This window comes from Gellertiella hungarica (assembly GCF_014197145.1).
GTDB lineage: Bacteria > Pseudomonadota > Alphaproteobacteria > Rhizobiales > Rhizobiaceae > Gellertiella > Gellertiella hungarica.
On sequence record NZ_JACIEZ010000007.1, the window covers coordinates 25,638 to 41,921 of the forward strand.

Below are 16,284 nucleotides of genomic sequence, written 5' to 3' on the forward strand. Positions count from 1 at the left end.
ATGCCGGAAATCACGCCGCCGCTTCTCTCCGTCGAAGGGCTCGACGTTTCCTACGGCCCCCTCAAGGTTCTGCATGAGGTGGCGCTCGATGTGCGCCCCGGCGAATGCGTGGGGCTGGTGGGCGAAAGCGGCTCGGGCAAGTCGACGCTGGGCAAGACGCTTCTGGGGCTTGCCCCCGTCACCGCCGGCCGCATCGCCTTCGACGGACGCGACATCACGCGGCTTTCCCCGAGGGAACGACGCGCCATGGCGGATCATGTCCAGGTCGTCTTCCAGAACCCCTACGGCTCGCTCAATCCGCTGATGACGGTGGGAGAGATCCTCTCCGAATCCCTCTGGTATGCCGGCCTTTCCCGTGCGGCCATGCGCGAGCGGGTGGCCGAAGCGCTGGAGCAGGTCCAGCTGCCGGCGGAGGCGGCGGAGCGGTATCCCGATGCCTTTTCCGGCGGCCAGCGCCAGCGGATCGCGATTGCCCGCGCGATCATCCGCCGCCCGCGGCTGATTGTCTGCGACGAGCCGGTGAGCGCACTCGATCTGACCACCCAGGCGGCGGTCGTCGACTTTCTCATCGATCTCCAGCGGCAGACGGGCGTTGCCTATCTCTTCATCTCCCACGATCTCGGACTGGTCAGGCGGATCTGCCACCGGGTGGCGGTGATGGAGCGCGGCCGGATCGTCGAATTCGGCGATGGCGAGCGCGTGACGAGCACCCCCGACCATCCCTATAGCCGCCGCCTGCTGCTGGCTTCGCCCGTGGCCGATCCGGTCGCGCAGGCCGAGCGCCGGGCCGCCTGGCAGGCGCTGAAGACAGGGGCGATGGAGAAGCCCCGGCCATGACGATGAACGAGGAGGACGCCCATGCAGACCCCTGCCCTTCCGCTACGCCCGCCGCAATATGCGCGTTTCGGCAAGAAGCCAGTGGCAAAGCCGGTGCCGGCTATATTATGGCTTGTCCGTTCAAGGAAAGAGCAAGGACCGGACATGCCCAAGATCGTTGACCATGACAAGCGCCGCAGCGACATCGTTGCCGTGGCCAAGCGTTTGATCCTGGAGGGCGGTTTCGAGGCGGCGACCATGCGCAGCCTCGCCGCCGAGGCGGGTTTCGCCAATGGCGCGCTCAAGCACTTCTTCCCGAACAAGGACAGCATCATCGCCGCCACCTTCGAAAGCGTGCTGGAGGAGATGAACCCGGAGCGGCGTCTGGCCGACAAGGGCAAGGCCGATGGCGGCACGCCCGCCGAGCGGCTGCACGACATCATCGCCGAAGTGCTGCCTTCCAACGAGAAGGACATCAATGCGGGCCGGGTGCTGCTGGTGCTCTGGGACCATGCGACGTCCAATCCCGATCTCGCAGCGCTCTACCGCGCCTTCTTCCAGACCTGGCGCGGCGTGCTGGAGGAGCATATCGCCGCCGCTGCCGGTCCGAAGACCCGCGCCAGCGGCGATTTCGCCCGGCTGGCGCTCGAGATCATGTCGCTGACGATCGGCGCGAACGTGGTGCATCTCATGCATAGCGATGGCGTCTTCATCGACAGCTACCGGCATCTGATCGATGATTACGTGGCCCGCGTCGTGACCTGACCCCCGGGCCTTCCCTACCCCCATAGCTGACGAGCGGAGGATTGAACTTGTCAGATGAGACCTCATTGATGGCGTTTCGCGAAAGCGGAACGGCAAACGGCGAAGCCGTGCCCCTTCTTCTCCTGCACGGGTTCCTGTCGTCGTCCGCCCATGACTGGCCGGAGGAGAGCTGGGCGGGCCCGCTTGCCCGCGCCGGGCAGCGGCTCATCCTTGCCGATCTGCCGGCCCATGGCACGGCTCCCGACCCCGTCGGCGCGGATGCCGCGACCGTTACGGCCCTGGTGGAGGCGCTTGCCCGGAAGATCGATGCCGCCGGCGGCAAGGCGGATATCCTCGCCTATTCGCTCGGCAGCCGGCTCGCCTGGAGCCTTGCCGCCCGCCACCCGGACAAGGTGCGCCGCATGGTGCTCGGCGGGCTCGGTCCGCATGATCCCTTTGCCGGGCTCGATTACGGGGCGGCGCGCCGCTTCGTGCGCGACGGCACCCCACCCGCCGACCCGATGACCGCGATGCTGGCCGGCTTCGTCATCCGCGCGGCAGAGCGCGTCTCCGCACGGCTCGATCTCATGGAGGCGCTGGGGCGCGAGCCCTTCGACCCCGTGCAGGAAAAGCCGGTCATGCCCGTGCTCCTCCTTGCCGGAAGCGAGGACCGGATGTGCGAGGCAACGCCCCTGCTTGCCGCAGGCCTTGGCGATGCCCGCCACCGGACCGTGCCCGGCGATCACATGGCTGCGCTGCATCATGAGGATTTCCGCACCGAGGCGCTCGCCTTCCTCGACCGGCGCCCCTAGGACCCGCCGCCCCTCCGATCACCCTTCCCGACGTGCGGGGGCGAAAGGCCTTCCTTCCGCACGAAGGGGCCAACCTGTCCTCCTGAAAGGAAAGAACCGATGACTATCGCCCTCTCCACCAAGGCCGATCCCTCCCGAATCGTCGAGATCGCCACCGGCTACATGGCGGCGCAGCAGCTCTTTGCCGCCAGCCGGAGCGGCCTTTTCGCCGCCCTTGCGGAAAAGCCGCTCCCCACCGAAGCGCTTGCCGCCGCAACCGGGCTTTCCCCGCGCATGGCGCGTATTCTGGCCGATGCCATGGCGGGGCTCGGCCTTCTCACCCGCAGCAACGGGGCCTACGCGCTCACCCCGGCGGCCGAAGCCTATCTCACCGGCAGCAAGGCCGCGCTCGATCTGTCGCCCTTCCTCGTCTTCCTCGAAGAGATCAGCTATCCCCACTGGCTGCAGTTCCCGAAGACCGTCGAAACCGACAGGCCGGGCGATCTCCAGATGACCGAGGCGCGCTGGAAGACCTTCCTGGATGGCGTCATGACCTATAACCGCCTGCATGCGGCGGAATTCCTGAAGGCCATCGATGTCTCGAAAAGCACCCGGCTGCTCGATCTCGGCGGCCTTGCTCCCTATTTCGCCATCGGCGCCATGGAGGCCAATCCGGCGCTTAAGACCACCTTTGCCTATGCGGTGGATTTCATCGAGTCCCTCGGTGCGGAGCTCGACCGGGCCGGGCTTTCGTCCCGAAGCGAGATCGTGCCGGCCGCAACGCCGAGCGCCGAAGTGCCCGGCCCCTTCGACCTCGTCTTCCTGAACCATGTGGTGCACCGGTTCAACGCCACGGAAAACCGGGCGATCATCCGCCATGCCCGAAACGCTGCGGGCAAGGGCGCCCGGCTTGCCCTTCTGGACTTCTTCCTGGACGACGCGCCGCAACAGCGGGCGATCGATGCGCTCCATGCGGGCGAATATCTGGTGATCGACGGCACTGTGGTCTATCCGGAAAGCGAGGTCCGCGCCTGGCTCGAGGAGGCGGGCTGGCGCCCGCTCGAGATGGTGAACCTGCCGGGAAGCCCGCGCGTGCTGCTGGCGGAAGCCGTCTGATGCCCGTGGCGCGCCTCCTTCGGGAGGCGCCCACCCTTACGGGGCTTCGCCGGTGGCGGCAGTCCTGTCATAGACGAAACGGCCGTCGACCATGGTCCGCTCGACGGCGATCTCGGGAAGCCGCTGCCATCCGGCCTCCAGCGGGTCTTGCGAGAGCACGCAGAGATCCGCCACCTTGGCCACCTCCAGCGTGCCCTTCCAGGCTTCGGCGCCATCCTGTTCGGCGGGGATCGCGGTCATCATCCGGAGAAGGGCCGAGAGTTCCGCCCGGCCGACGGGGAGGCCCCGCCCGTCAAGCTGGCCGGCGGCGGTGGCAACGATCCTCCGCCAGTCGGGCGTGGCGACGGGGGCATCGGAGGAAAGCGTGGCGCGCAGGCCTGTCGTGCCGAAGATCCGATCGATGGGAAAGGCGCGGGCGATCTGCTCGGGGCGCAGCGCCCCTGCCATCCACTCACCGGTCATGGCGGCAATGACCGGCTGGACGGTGAGACCGACCCCCGCCTTGGCCATCCGGGCAAGCTGCTCCGGCGTGACGAGATCGCCGTGGATCGCGTAATGGCGGAGCCTGCCCGCCCCGCCGAGCGCCTCGACGGTCGAAAGCAGCATTTCGACGGTGCGGTCGCCGGTGGCATGGACCGCCACCTGCTCTCCCGCGGCATGGCCGAGGCGGATCATCCGTTCATAGGTCGCGGCCCGCTCCGAAAGATCCCCCTCCCCGGTAAAGAGCGTGCCGACGCTTCCGTCGAGATAGGGTTTCTCCACCCAGGCGGTACGCAGCGGCGGAATGCCGTCGGCGAAGATCTTGACGCCGGGGATCGACAGCCAGCGCGGATCGGCCGCCGGTTTTGGAAGCGAAAGCCCGGCCTCGAAGGCGGGAAGGGTACTCGCGCCATCGAGCAGCCCGTGGAGCGACAGAAGCGTCACCCGCGCCGTCTGGGCGGGCGTACCGGCAAGGGCCGCGTAGGCGGCAAGCACGTCGGAGCCGAAGCAGCCCGTTTCCCCCGCATCTTCCCCCGGTCCGATCCCCGGTTCGGTGTAGCTGGTGATCCCGAGCGAGGCCAGAAGCCGGAAACAGGCAAGGATGGCGCGCCTGCGATCCTCCGGGCCGCTCAGCAGGCGGCCGTGCCAGTCTTCGCCGGGGCTTTCGAGCATCAGCGCCGGCCAGCGCGCGCCGAGCCAGACCCCGTGGAGATGGCTGTCGTTGATGCCCGGCAGCACGCATTGGCCGGAAAGGTCGATCCGCCGGGAGCCCGGACCGGCAAGGGCGAGAATCTCCTCGTCCGTGCCGAGCGCGGTGATCGTGCCACTGCCTATCGCAAGAGCGGAAACCTGCCGGAGACCGGCATCGAGGCAGTGGATCGTTCCACCGTAGAGTATCGTATCGGGCGCGGGGGATTGTTCGGCATCTGTGCTGGGCGGGAAGGCTGGCATCGGTCTCGTTCCGTGGATCTCGATTTATATTCCACGTACGTAGACTTAAAGCAATCGGGAAATCGGTCCTGCAATCGCCTCTCCCGCCTCACGCGGGGAGGCAGGCTGCAAAGGCATGGTCAGACCGGAAGCGAATGGCGGGCCTTCTCGAGCGTCGGTGCATCGACGATCCGGTAGCGCGCCTCGACGAAATTGTAGAGGCCGAAGGCGGCAAGACCGGCGGCCACCACCAGATAGAGGAAGGCGCCGAAGGGCAGTTGCCGGATCCATTCCAGCGCATCGGCCGTGCTTCCCGCCTGCTGCGGGTCGAGGCTGAAGGCCGCATAGGTGAAGAAGATGCCGACGATCGCGAAGAGAACGCCCCGTGCCGCAAGACCATAGATGCTGAGGAGCGCAAGCGGTCCGTTCCGGTCGCCGGGCAGCTTGAGATAGCGCCGGAAACGCTGGCTGAAGCCCTTGTAGGCGGTGACGCAGCCACCGATGACGAAGCCGAGGCCGATGGCGGCCGCGAGAAACCGTCCGAAAGGCTGGCTCATGGCCCAGGCGGCCATGCTTTCTTCCCCGTTGCCCCCGCCGCCGCTGTCATTGGCGAGCGCATGGGCAAAGGCGTAAACCGCCAGCCCCGCATAGGTGGCGGCACTGCCGAAAAGGGCAGCCCGGATCGCGACGCTCTTCCATCCCGGGCCGTGATTGTCGGCATCCGCCAGAGACTGGGCGAGCCGCCAGGCGACGAAACCCGCCAGTCCCAGACCGATCAGTCCCAGCCAGATACGTCCGAAAGGCTGCTGAAGCAGGGAATCGAGAGCATTCCTGGTATCCGGGCGCCCGCCTCCGAAGCTGGAGAAAAGCGCCAGTCCCGATATCAGAAGAAAAACAACCCCGCGGGCGGCATAGCCCGCCCTTGCCAACCATTCGAACTTCGATGTCATCTCCGCGCTCCCGCCTTGCTGCTCGTTATCCGCTTAAACGGAAAAGGCGGGCAGCGGTTCCTGCAGGCAGGGGCTGGGGAGCGATCGGTCCGGCTGAAGCGGGAACTAGCGGGGTCCGCCGGCCTCAAGGGCCGGAAGCAGCCCGGCCGGCCTCTCCCGGAGGGCGCGCCAAGGCATTTTGCTCCTGCGGGCCAGGCTGACGAGCCCGGACTGGAGCCTGGAGGTCGCGATGCCGAGGGCCACGCCGCCGCTCACCGCCAGAAGAACGAAGACCGGTTCCGGCAGCTGTTTCTCGAAGGGGAGCATCAGGATTTCGGGCACGAAGCGGTGCACGAGATAGATGTGGAAGCTCGCATGGGCGACAATGAGCACCGGTCGTTTCAGCCAGGCAAAGACCGGCACGAGCGGCATGTGGAGCAAGAGGGCGATCACCCCCAGCTGAAAGCCATACTTGACCCAGGACCCTGTCCAGTTGCCTCCCTGAAGCGCAAAGACCGGCATCGCGGCCAGCGCAAGGAGCAGAAGCAGGGCGCGGCGTGCGGCACTCGATGCTGCATGGGCGGCGCACCAGCCGAAGGCGGCCAGCGGGAGGATCCATGGCAGCGTGAAGAGCTTTCGGTTGCCGATGTCCCAGATCAGGGGAGACAGGAACCGGAGCGCGATTGCCGCCAGCAGGAACCAGATCCCCAGCCGGAAAGGGTCGGATGCGCCCAGCCTGCGGATGGAGGGAATGGCAAAGAGCCCGGCCACGAGCAGCAGCAGCTGAACGAAGGCTTCCACGAACCAGTAGAGGTAGGGCAGCATCGTGTGCCTCACCGGATCGGCCAGACCGGCATTGCCCACCAGGAAGACGGAGGCCCAGGGAATCTCGCCCCACCAGACCGCGTGGCCGGCCAGGATGAGATAATAGGGAACGAGGATGCGGACCAGCGGGCGGAAGAAGGTGCGGTAGTCTCCTCCCGCCAGTGCCGGCAGCTGAAAACGGGCCATGGCATAGCCGAGCAGCAGGGTCATGGCGGCTGCGCCGCCCGGCACCGGCCAGAGCGTTGCATGTTGCACGACCACCATCACGATGGCCAGGGCGCGGATGACCAGTTCGGCACCGAGGACGGGCCGCCCCGCCACCGGCCCGGCCGCCAGCCGGGAAAGCCGTTCGACCGTCATGGTCTCCCAGCCGGGCGGAATGTGCTTCAGGCATTTCTCCAGCCCGAGCGACAGTTCCACATGCTTGAGGGAATCGCCGGCAAGGCTGGCAAAACTGTCGGCGGGCCGGACACGGTGCGGAAAGAAGCAGTCGGCGAAGAGCGTCTCGATATCCGCCCGCTGGTTTACGGGGGCGGAGACCTCGCGCAGACGGCGATAATCGATCTTGCCGTTCGGAAGGCGGGGCAGGCGCTCGACCCGGCAGACCCTGAGGCGCGTGCGCCCGAGCCGCGTGAAGTCCGCAAGTGCGTGGAGATAGGCCTCGCTGTTGCCCTGCTCGTGATAGGCCGTCAATGCCTTGTCGTCGCCGGTCACCGCGCAGGGCAGCCTGCAGGATTCCATGGCTGCCTCGAGGGCATCGTGCCCGATGCGGATGCCGGCAATCTTCGAGAAGCGACTCTTTCGTCCGGTGATCTGGTAGAGGCCGTCCGGCCGCCGGAGGCCGATGTCGCCGGTCATCAGGCGGTGGAGCTGCGGGCCGTCGCAAAGGTCCTTCCGGGTCGCGGCATACCCCATCATGATGTTGGGGCCGCAATAGCAGATTTCGCCTTCCGTGCCGTCGGGAACGGGCGCGCCGGTTTCGTCGACGATCTCGAACCGGCCGCCTTCGACGGGCAGGCCGATCGTGGTCTCGCAGCCCGGATTGTGCGTCGCGTCGAGCAGGCTCATGCGGGCCGTTGCCTCGCTCGCCCCGTACATGACGTAGAAGCGGCCGTTCCGGCCCGCCATCGCCCGCGACCATGCCGCGATGCCTTGCGGATCCATCCGGCCGCCGGCGACGGTGGCAAAGCGGAGACCCTGCGGCGGGTGGGCCATCAGGCCGATCCGCTCGTAAAGCTCGAAGGTGAAGGGCACGCCGGGCAGGTTTGTCGGTCCGGCAAGCGCGACGGCCTCTGCAAAGCCTTCCTCGAGAATGGCCCGGCCCGGCAGGTAGACGCTCGCCCCGACCAGAAGGTGGGAGGTGAGGACGGAAAGTCCGTAGGCATAGTGAAGCGGAAGGGTCAGCAGCGCCCGGTCTCCGGCATCGAGCTTCAGTCCCGCTGCAATCTGCCCTGCATTGGCGCCAAGGGCGGCGCGGGAAATGCGCACCGCCTTGCCCTCCCCCGTGCTGCCCGAGGTGACCAGGACGAGGGCCAGATCCGGATGAACGGTCAGATGGCTGCGCTCCCGCTCCTCGCGGAAGCGCCAGCGCTCGCCCGTGCGGCGAAAGACGGCGTCCGGCCTGAAGCGCTGGCGGATGGCCCGCAGTTCACCGTCCGTATCTGCCGGCAGGAGAATGGCAGGAACACGGGCCCGCAGGCAGGCGATCAGCGCCGCAACCGCATGCGCCGAATGCGCCATTTCCACTGCAACCAGCCGCCATGCGGGATCGATCTGCTGCCGCAGCCTTTCCGCCATGCGATCGAGATCGGCGTAGCTTAAGACATGGCCGCCATCGAAGACGAGCGCGGGCGCATCGCCCCGCTTGCCCAGATCGTCCCAGAATTTCACCCAATGCTCTTGCACGCCCGACCCCTCATCGCCGGGCGGCTGTAGAATACATGAAAGTATGAGTCAAGTTTATGCGCCGGCCAGAGTGTCGCACGGCACCCGCATCTCTAGAATTCCCAGGGGGAGATGAGGTCGAGCCCGGCCGTTTCGAAGTCCTTCAGGTTGCGGGTCGCAAGCCGCCCCCCGTTCACGCGGGCAATGGCGGCAATCATGCCGTCCGGCGCGGACATCGGGCGTCCCCTGCGCACGGCCTCGCCCATGATCTCGCCATAGGCGAGCGCCGCTTCTTCCGTGAAGGCAAAGATGCGGTCGGCAAAGCGGTGACGCCATTCGCGAAGCCCCTGCTCCAGCCGGTCTGCCCTCTGGTCCGGCCGCACCTTCTGGATCCCGTAGGCGATTTCGGCGATCGCCACCGTCGAAAGCGCAAGTTCCGCGTCGAAGCGAACCAGCCAGCGGATCACGGCGTCCTCGGGCGTCTTGCGCAGCGTTTCCGAGATGACATTCGTATCGAGGAAGATCACAGGTCGACGCCCATGTGCGGGCGGCGGTTTTCGCGGATCACCGCTTCGAGGTCGAGATCGGTGCCCGCCTCGACGGTCAGCCGCGCGTAGAAGCGGGAGGCGGGCTCGCGCCCGGCCTCGCGGGCCTCGTAATATTCGAGCGCACGCTCGACCACGTCCGCGATCGAGCGGTTCTCCCGGCGCGCCAGCCGATGGGCCATGTCGCGGGCCTTGGAACTGCGGACGGATAGCTGCGGTGCGGCCATGGGCGATCTCCTTCGCCCGCAATATAGGCTTATCCGGGCTTGCCATCAAGATGGCAGATGATGGCTTGCCATCAGCCTCCGTCGGGGCTTCCCTCCCGCGCCATCAGGTCGTGCAGCCATTCCTTGGCAAGCGCAATGGCCTCCGGCAGCGCGCGCCCCAGCGCCAGCTGGGCGGCGATCCCCGAGGCAAGGGCGCATCCGGTTCCCCGCAGGGTGACGGCAAGCCGCGGCAGGACAAAGCGTTGCACGCCTTCGGGGGTAACCAGAAGATCGGCCGCATCGGCACCCGAGGCATGCCCGCCCTTGACGAGGACGGCCCGGGCGCCCTGCGCCAGTAGCACTTTCGCCTGCCCGATCGCCCCCCTCTCGTCCCCGGCGGGAGGCCCGCCGGCGAGCAGGCCAAGCTCCGGCACGTTCGGCGTCACCAGCGCGGCGAGCGGAAACAGCCGTCGGTAGACAGCCGCCGCATCCCCTTCCAAAAGGCGACGGCCGGAAGTGGAGGCGAGCACCGGGTCGATCACCACGGGCGTCCGGGGATGATCCTCAAGGACCGCCCGCACCGCGTCGGCGGTCTCGGTCAGCCCGAGCATGCCGAGCTTGACGGTACGGACGCAGCCCGCCGAAAGGGCTGCGCGCATCTGACTTTCCACCAGCGCCGGCGGCATCGGCTCCACCGCCACCACGCGCCGGGAGGTCTGCGCCGTTACCGCCGTCACGGCAAGCGCGGCCCGCAGCCCGAAGCGGCAAAGCGTCTCCACATCGCGGGCGATGCCCGCCCCGCCGGAAGAATCCGAGCCCGCGACAACGAGAACCTGCGGAGCAGGGCTCATCGCCATGGAGCGGTCGCCTCCAGCCATTCGCGCGTGCGGGCCTCGGGGTCCGCGTTGCCGGTGATGTCGGTGACGACAGCGGCGCTGTCTGCACCCTTTTCCAGAACGACCCTCGCCCTTTCGGGCGTGAGACCGCCGATGGCGACAAGCGGCAGGGTGCCGGTCCGGCCCTTCCAGAGGGGGATCTTCTCCGGCGTCTGCGGCGCCCAGGGCATTGTCTTGAGGATCGTCGGCCAGACCGGGCCGAGCGCCACATAATCGGGGCTGGCGGCCAGCGCCCGATCCAGTTCCGCATCGTCATGGGTGGAGACGCCGAGCCTCAACCCCGCCCGCCGGATGGCTGGGAGGTCGGCGCCTTCGAGATCCTCCTGCCCGAGATGGATGAAATCGCAGCCTTCCTCGATGGCAAGCCGCCAGTAGTCGTTGACGATGAGCTGGCAGCCATGAAGGGCGCAGAGGGATTTGGCCCGGCGGATTTCCGCGCGGTAGCGGGCTTCCGTGCCGTCCTTCATCCGCAGCTGCACCAGCCGGACCCCGAGCGGCACCAGCCTTTCGATCCAGTCCGCGCTGTCGACGATGAGGTAGAAGGGATCGAGTTTCACGAGAACACCGCCTTTCCGATGACCGGCGTGGAGGGAACGGCCATGTCGCGCGGCTCGAGGGGGCCCGCGAGGCAGGCGGCTCGCCCCGCCTCCACCGCACCTGCAAAGGCCACGGCCATGGCAACGGGGTCGCCCGCGCCGGCAACTGCCGTATTCAGAAGCACCGCATCGAAACCGAGCTCCATCACCGCCGCCGCATGGGACGGGCGACCGATGCCCGCATCGACGATCAGCGGCACCTCGGGGAAATGGGCACGATAGCTGCGGAGCGCACCGATGTTCACCGGCCCCATGGCCGAGCCGATGGGCGCGCACCAGGGCATCAGCACCTGGCACCCCGCCTCCAGCAGGCGTTCGCCCACGCCCAGGTCCTCCGTCGTGTAGGGAAAGACCCGGAAACCCTCGGCGCAGAGGATGCGGGCCGCCTCCACCAGCTCGAAGACATCGGGCTGCAGCGTGTCGTGATGGCCGATCACCTCCAGCTTGATCCAGTCGGTCGCAAAGACCTCCCGCGCCATGTGCGCCGTCAGCACCGCTTCCCGCGCGGTGTGGCATCCGGCGGTGTTGGGCAGCACCCGCACGCCGAGATCGCGGATCATGGAGAAAAAGGCGCCGCCCGTCCTGCCGCCGGCCATTTCCCGCCGGAGCGAGACGGTGACGATACCGGTCCGCGAAGCCAGGACCGCCTGCCGGAGGATTTCTGGCGAGGGATAGCGCGCGGTGCCGAGAAGCAGGCGGCTTTCGATATCCGTGTCGTAGAGTTTCAGCATGGGGTCAGCCTCCCTGCATGGGGGTGAGGATCTCGATCCGGTCGCCGTCCGACAGCCGGTATTTCGCCCGCTCTTCCCGGTGGACGATCTCGCCATTGACGGCGGTGGCCAGCCATTCGCCCTCATAGTCGAGGGCGGAGAGAAGGGTGGCGAGGGTTTCTTCCTGCCGTTCGTGGGTTTCGCCATTGATGATGAAGGTCATGTCCTGTCTCCGATCTCGCGCGCTGCCCGGCGCGCCATGGCGGGCGCGAGCAGGAAGCCGTGGCGGTAGAAGCCGTTGAGGCTGAAGGTGTCGCCGTCGCGCAAGAGGCGCGGCATGTTGTCGGCATAGGCGGGGCGAAGCCCCGTTCCCGTTTCGAGGACGCGCGCCTCGCCGAAGGCCGGGTGCAGCGCATAGGCCGCATTCAGCAGTTCCATGGCCGAACGGGCGCTGATGGGTCCGTCATCGCCGCTTTCGATCATGGTGGCCCCCACCATGAAGCGGCCGTTCCCCCGCGGCACGACATAGAGCGGAATGCGCGGATGCAGGAGCCGGACCGGCCGCAACAGCGCGATGTCGCGGGTTTCGAGCACCAGCATCTCGCCGCGAACCGGGCGAAGGGTCGTCTGCGTACCGATTGCAGAAGCGCCGGTGCAATCGACGACCGCATCGAAGCCCTTGCCTCCCGAAGGGCCGGCAAGGGCGCTGGCCTCCGCCCCGAACACCAGTGGGACACCTGCGCCCGCGAGCTTTTCCGCAAGGGCCGCGAGTGCTGCACGCGGATCGAGATGGGCCTCTCCCGCGAAGAAGAGTCCTCCCGAAAAGCGGCCGGCAAGATCGGGCTCCAGTGCGGCGATACCCGCCCCGTCAAGAAGGCTGTGGCCTTCTGTGCGGGCGGCGAAGCGGCGAAGCTCCGCCCCGTCGCGGGCCGGCGCCACGACCAGCGTGCCCCTGCGGGTCACATGGCCGGGCAGCGCGCTTTCCCACCAGCCGATCGCCTCCTGGCCGAGCGATACCACCTCGGCAGGGGCCGTTTCGCCCTCGCACCAGGGTGCCAGCATGCCGCCCGCATGGCGGGAAGCGCCGCCCCCCGCCTCTCCTGCCGGATCGGCGACCGCCACCGCATGGCCCGCACCCGCAAGCTCATGGGCCAGCGCAAGGCCGACGACGCCGGCCCCCCTGATCAGGATGCGCATGGCTCACTCTCCCGCCGCTGCCGCGCCAGTGGCGCGGGCAACCGGCATGTAGAGATCGCCGCCATCGCGGAACTTCGCCGTCATGGCCTCCATGCCTTCCTTCTGCGCCTCGGCGCGCAGATCATGGGAAATGCGCATGGAGCAGAATTTCGGGCCGCACATGGAGCAGAAATGCGCGACCTTGTGCGCCTCCTTCGGCAGCGTCTCGTCATGGAAGGCGCGAGCCGTATCGGGATCGAGCGAGAGGTTGAACTGGTCCTCCCAGCGGAATTCGAAGCGGGCGCGCGACAGCGCGTCGTCCCGGAGTCGGGCGGCCGGATGGCCCTTGGCGAGATCCGCCGCATGGGCCGCGATCTTGTAGGTGATCACGCCCGTCTTCACATCGTTGCGGTCGGGAAGGCCGAGATGTTCCTTGGGCGTCACGTAGCAGAGCATGGCCGTGCCGTACCAGCCGATCATCGCCGCCCCGATGCCCGAGGTGATGTGATCGTAACCGGGCGCGATATCGGTGGTGAGCGGCCCCAGCGTGTAGAAGGGCGCCTCGCCGCAGACGGCAAGCTGCTTTTCCATGTTCTCGCGGATCTTGTGCATGGGCACATGGCCGGGACCTTCGATGATCACCTGGCAATCCTTTGCCCAGGCGATCCGCGTCAGTTCGCCCAGCGTTTCCAGCTCGGCAAACTGTGCGGCATCGTTGGCGTCGGCAATCGAGCCGGGCCGCAGGCCGTCTCCCAGCGAGAAGGAAACGTCATAGGTGCGGCAGATGTCGCAGATCTCCTCGAAATGCTCGTAGAGGAAGCTCTCCCGGTGGTGGTGCAGGCACCACTTGGCCATGATCGAGCCGCCGCGCGAGACGATGCCCGTGACCCGGTCGACGGTGAGCGGGATATAGGCAAGCCGAACGCCCGCATGGATGGTGAAGTAATCCACACCCTGCTCCGCCTGCTCGATCAGCGTGTCGCGATAGATCTCCCAGGTAAGGTCCTCGGCAATGCCGTTGACCTTCTCCAGCGCCTGATAGAGCGGCACGGTGCCGATCGGCACGGGCGAATTGCGGATGATCCATTCGCGAATATTATGGATGTTGCGCCCGGTCGAGAGGTCCATCACCGTATCGGCGCCCCAGCGCGTGGCCCAGACCATCTTCTCCACCTCCTCCGCCATGGAGGAGGTCACTGCCGAATTGCCGATATTGGCATTGATCTTCACCAGGAAGTTCCGCCCGATGATCATCGGTTCGGCTTCGGGATGGTTGATGTTGGAGGGGATGACCGCCCGGCCGCGCGCCACTTCATCGCGGACGAATTCCGGCGTGACATGATCGGGGATTGCGGCGCCGAAGCTCTCGCCGTCGCGGAGAAGGGCGGCCTTTGCCGCCCTGCGGCCGAGATTTTCGCGGATCGCGATGAACTCCATTTCCGGCGTGACGATGCCGGCCCGCGCATAGGCAAGCTGCGTCACGGCACGGCCGTGCCTTGCGCGGAGCGGCGGATGCCGGACCGGAAAATCGGGCACCGCCCCCTTCTCCCCCGCATGGCCGTTGTCCTCGGGCCGAATCGCCCGCCCCTCATAGCTTTCCGTATCGCCACGGGCTTCAATCCAGGCGGCGCGGATGCGGGGCAACCCCTTCTCGATCGCGACCTCGTGGGCGGGGTCCGTATAGGGCCCGGATGCGTCATAGACGCGCAGCGGCGGCTCGCCCGCCGTCGGGTGCAGCGCGATCTCCCGCAGGGGAACGCGGATGTCGGGATGGATCTCGCCGGCCACGTGGATCTTGGTGGAGGCGGGCAACGGACCGCTGGTTACGGAAGGCTTCGGGTTTTTCTGGGCAATGGTCATCGTGAGGCTCCAAGTTGCGGTTTGGAGACCCAGTCATGGTGCGAATTGGGGGGCTGAAACGGGACAGGCGACAATCCCCATAGGGATCTTCTGATCGGCCTGCTGCCCGTCGTGACACCGTCCCTACGCCAGTATGAACTGGATCAGGTTCAACGGGTCACTGCGCGCTCTAGCAGAATCTCAGCCCCTTGCCGGGACACCCCTGGTGAATGACGCCATCCTTTCATGCTTCGGGCGGGCCGGTCAAGCGGGCGGTAACCGATGTCATCCCCTTGCACCGGAAAGGCCGCTATGATCCCTTTCCAACAGGGCTCCACCGGAGAAGCGGCATGGCATCCGAAATCGAACTGAAACTCGAGCTGACGCCCGATGCGGTGGCCCGGATCGTGGAGGCGCCCCTTCTCGGGCCTGCCCAGCGAACCGTGCGGCAGGTATCGACCTATCATGACACGCCCGACCTCCTCCTTTCCCGCTCCGGCTTCTCCCTGCGGATCCGGAAGACGCCCGATGGCCTCGTGCAGACGATCAAGGGCCCGGGCGAAAGCCCGTCCCTGCTGATGCGATCAGAATGGGAGCGTCCGGTGGAAAGCGAGCATCCGGACAAGGGCGACATCGCCGGCCTGCTTGGCGTCGATCCTTCCGCTCTCCGGCTCGGGCCGCTTTTCACCGTGTTGGTCGAGCGGCAGCTCTGGTACGTCGAGGCACCGGAGGGCAGGATCGAGGTGGCGCTTGACCAGGGCGAGATCATCGCCGGAGACAGACATCTGCCCCTTGCAGAACTCGAGCTCGAGCTGAAATCCGGCGAGGAGCATGTCCTCTTTGCCCTCGCCCGCCGGCTTCTCGCCATTGCCCCCTTCCGGATCGGCGTGACATCAAAGGCCGAGAAGGGCTTCCTGCTGCGCGACCGGCTGCTCAGCCACCGCAAGCCGGAGGCGTGGCAGCCCGATCCGGATATCGCCGCCGCGGCCGCCTTTCGCGGGCTGGCCCTGTCCTGCGTGGCCCATTTCCGCGAAAACGAGGACATCTACCTTCAGCTTGCCGCACCGGAAGCCCTCCATCAGATGCGGGTTGCCTTGCGACGGTTGCGGTCGCTGATATCGGTGTGCTGTCCCTTCCTCGCCACGGCCGATGCCGGGCGCTTCGCCGAGGAATTCCGCTGGCTGGCCGGAAGCCTCGCGCAGGCGCGCAATCTGGACGTCCTGAGCACCCGCCCGGATCGGCTTGCCGCGGGAGCGGCCAGCGAGGAGGCGAGGCTGAGCGCCCATGCCGCCGCCGGCGCCGCGCTCGCCTCGATGCGGGCGCTGGACCTGATGCTCGATTTCAATGCGTGGCTTCAGTGCGGCCGGTTTCTCGGCACTGGCGCCGATCCGCGGGCGGACGAGCCGCTCCGGGATTTTGCGCCCCGCGCCCTTGCGCGGCTGCGGCGCAGGCTCAGAAAGCGGTCCCGATCCTTCTGCGATCTCAGCGACGCGGAGCGTCACGAGGTGCGAAAGGCGGCGAAGCGTCTGCGCTATGTGGCGGAATTCTTTCAGCCGGCCTTCCGGTCGGCCCGTGCCGAGCGTCGCTATCGGCGCTTTGCCCTCGCCATGGAAGCGCTGCAGGACCATCTCGGCGTGCTCAACGATCACGCGACGCTCGAGCCGCTTGCCGTGCCTGATGCCGATCCGCAGCGGGCCGGAAAGGCCGGTGAGGAAAGGGCGCGGCTTCTCAGGCGCGCCGAGGCCGCGCTCGAGGCGGTTCTGGCCGCCAAGCCCTTCTGGAAATAGCATCGCGACGGCTC

The 16,284-nt window shown here is 67.2% G+C and carries 16 protein-coding genes and 1 riboswitch; of the genes, 5 read left to right on the plus strand and 11 right to left on the minus strand.

The features are described from left to right. The 4 genes from GGR23_RS15890 to GGR23_RS15905 all read left to right on the plus strand — a co-directional run bounded on the left by GGR23_RS15890 (position 1) and on the right by GGR23_RS15905 (position 3,467). Positions 1 to 837: an ABC transporter ATP-binding protein gene (locus tag GGR23_RS15890; RefSeq protein ID WP_183367296.1), complete on the plus strand. Its 837-nt coding sequence runs from the start codon at positions 1 to 3 to the stop codon at positions 835 to 837. Positions 838 to 981: 144 nt separating this feature from the next. Continuing rightward, positions 982 to 1,581, plus strand: a complete 600-nt coding sequence (locus GGR23_RS15895) for a TetR/AcrR family transcriptional regulator (protein WP_183367297.1) — start codon at positions 982 to 984, stop codon at positions 1,579 to 1,581. Positions 1,582 to 1,649: 68 nt separating this feature from the next. Next, on the plus strand, positions 1,650 to 2,372 hold the full coding sequence (locus tag GGR23_RS15900; RefSeq protein ID WP_183367298.1) for an alpha/beta fold hydrolase: 723 nt from the start codon (positions 1,650 to 1,652) through the stop codon (positions 2,370 to 2,372). Positions 2,373 to 2,471: 99 nt separating this feature from the next. Further along, the gene (locus tag GGR23_RS15905) at positions 2,472 to 3,467 is read left to right on the plus strand and encodes a methyltransferase family protein (protein ID WP_183367299.1); all 996 of its coding nucleotides are present in this window, start codon (positions 2,472 to 2,474) and stop codon (positions 3,465 to 3,467) included. A gap of 36 nt (positions 3,468 to 3,503) precedes the next feature. Here the strand turns inward: GGR23_RS15905 and GGR23_RS15910 are convergent, their stop codons facing one another. The 11 genes from GGR23_RS15910 to thiC all read right to left on the minus strand — a co-directional run bounded on the left by GGR23_RS15910 (position 3,504) and on the right by thiC (position 14,504). After that, positions 3,504 to 4,898, minus strand: coding sequence for an amidohydrolase (locus GGR23_RS15910; RefSeq protein ID WP_183367300.1), 1,395 nt, complete (start codon positions 4,896 to 4,898; stop codon positions 3,504 to 3,506). Positions 4,899 to 5,017: 119 nt separating this feature from the next. After that, positions 5,018 to 5,827: a DUF1206 domain-containing protein gene (locus GGR23_RS15915; RefSeq protein WP_183367301.1), complete on the minus strand. Its 810-nt coding sequence runs from the start codon at positions 5,825 to 5,827 to the stop codon at positions 5,018 to 5,020. A 105-nt stretch (positions 5,828 to 5,932) separates the two neighbouring features. Further along, entirely contained in the window at positions 5,933 to 8,536 is a 2,604-nt protein-coding gene (locus tag GGR23_RS15920; RefSeq protein WP_183367302.1) for an AMP-binding protein, read from the minus strand. A gap of 92 nt (positions 8,537 to 8,628) precedes the next feature. Next, positions 8,629 to 9,042, minus strand: coding sequence for a PIN domain-containing protein (locus tag GGR23_RS15925; protein WP_183367303.1), 414 nt, complete (start codon positions 9,040 to 9,042; stop codon positions 8,629 to 8,631). Continuing rightward, on the minus strand, positions 9,039 to 9,287 hold the full coding sequence (locus tag GGR23_RS15930; protein ID WP_183367304.1) for a type II toxin-antitoxin system VapB family antitoxin: 249 nt from the start codon (positions 9,285 to 9,287) through the stop codon (positions 9,039 to 9,041). Before GGR23_RS15930 ends, GGR23_RS15925 begins: the two co-directional genes overlap by 4 nt. A gap of 71 nt (positions 9,288 to 9,358) precedes the next feature. Continuing rightward, the gene (locus GGR23_RS15935; protein WP_183367305.1) at positions 9,359 to 10,123 is read right to left on the minus strand and encodes a hydroxymethylpyrimidine/phosphomethylpyrimidine kinase; all 765 of its coding nucleotides are present in this window, start codon (positions 10,121 to 10,123) and stop codon (positions 9,359 to 9,361) included. Next, positions 10,114 to 10,719, minus strand: coding sequence for a thiamine phosphate synthase (locus tag GGR23_RS15940; RefSeq protein WP_183367306.1), 606 nt, complete (start codon positions 10,717 to 10,719; stop codon positions 10,114 to 10,116). The genes GGR23_RS15935 and GGR23_RS15940 overlap by 10 nt, the downstream gene beginning before the upstream one ends. Further along, positions 10,716 to 11,489, minus strand: a complete 774-nt coding sequence (locus GGR23_RS15945; RefSeq protein WP_183367307.1) for a thiazole synthase — start codon at positions 11,487 to 11,489, stop codon at positions 10,716 to 10,718. Before GGR23_RS15945 ends, GGR23_RS15940 begins: the two co-directional genes overlap by 4 nt. Before the next feature lie 4 nt (positions 11,490 to 11,493). Beyond that, positions 11,494 to 11,691: a sulfur carrier protein ThiS gene (gene thiS / locus GGR23_RS15950; protein ID WP_183367308.1), complete on the minus strand. Its 198-nt coding sequence runs from the start codon at positions 11,689 to 11,691 to the stop codon at positions 11,494 to 11,496. Continuing rightward, entirely contained in the window at positions 11,688 to 12,665 is a 978-nt protein-coding gene (thiO, locus tag GGR23_RS15955; RefSeq protein WP_183367309.1) for a glycine oxidase ThiO, read from the minus strand. Before thiO ends, thiS begins: the two co-directional genes overlap by 4 nt. A gap of 3 nt (positions 12,666 to 12,668) precedes the next feature. After that, complete coding sequence (gene thiC, locus GGR23_RS15960) at positions 12,669 to 14,504, minus strand: phosphomethylpyrimidine synthase ThiC (protein ID WP_183367310.1); 1,836 nt, start codon at positions 14,502 to 14,504, stop codon at positions 12,669 to 12,671. Between the two features lie 102 nt (positions 14,505 to 14,606). Further along, a riboswitch (TPP riboswitch) is annotated at positions 14,607 to 14,718 on the minus strand. A 115-nt stretch (positions 14,719 to 14,833) separates the two neighbouring features. On the opposite strand from thiC, the gene GGR23_RS15965 reads away from it, so the two are divergent. Next, positions 14,834 to 16,270 (plus strand): CYTH and CHAD domain-containing protein, encoded by a 1,437-nt coding sequence (locus GGR23_RS15965; protein ID WP_183367311.1) that lies wholly within the window; start codon positions 14,834 to 14,836, stop codon positions 16,268 to 16,270. The last annotated feature ends 14 nt before the right edge of the window (positions 16,271 to 16,284 follow it).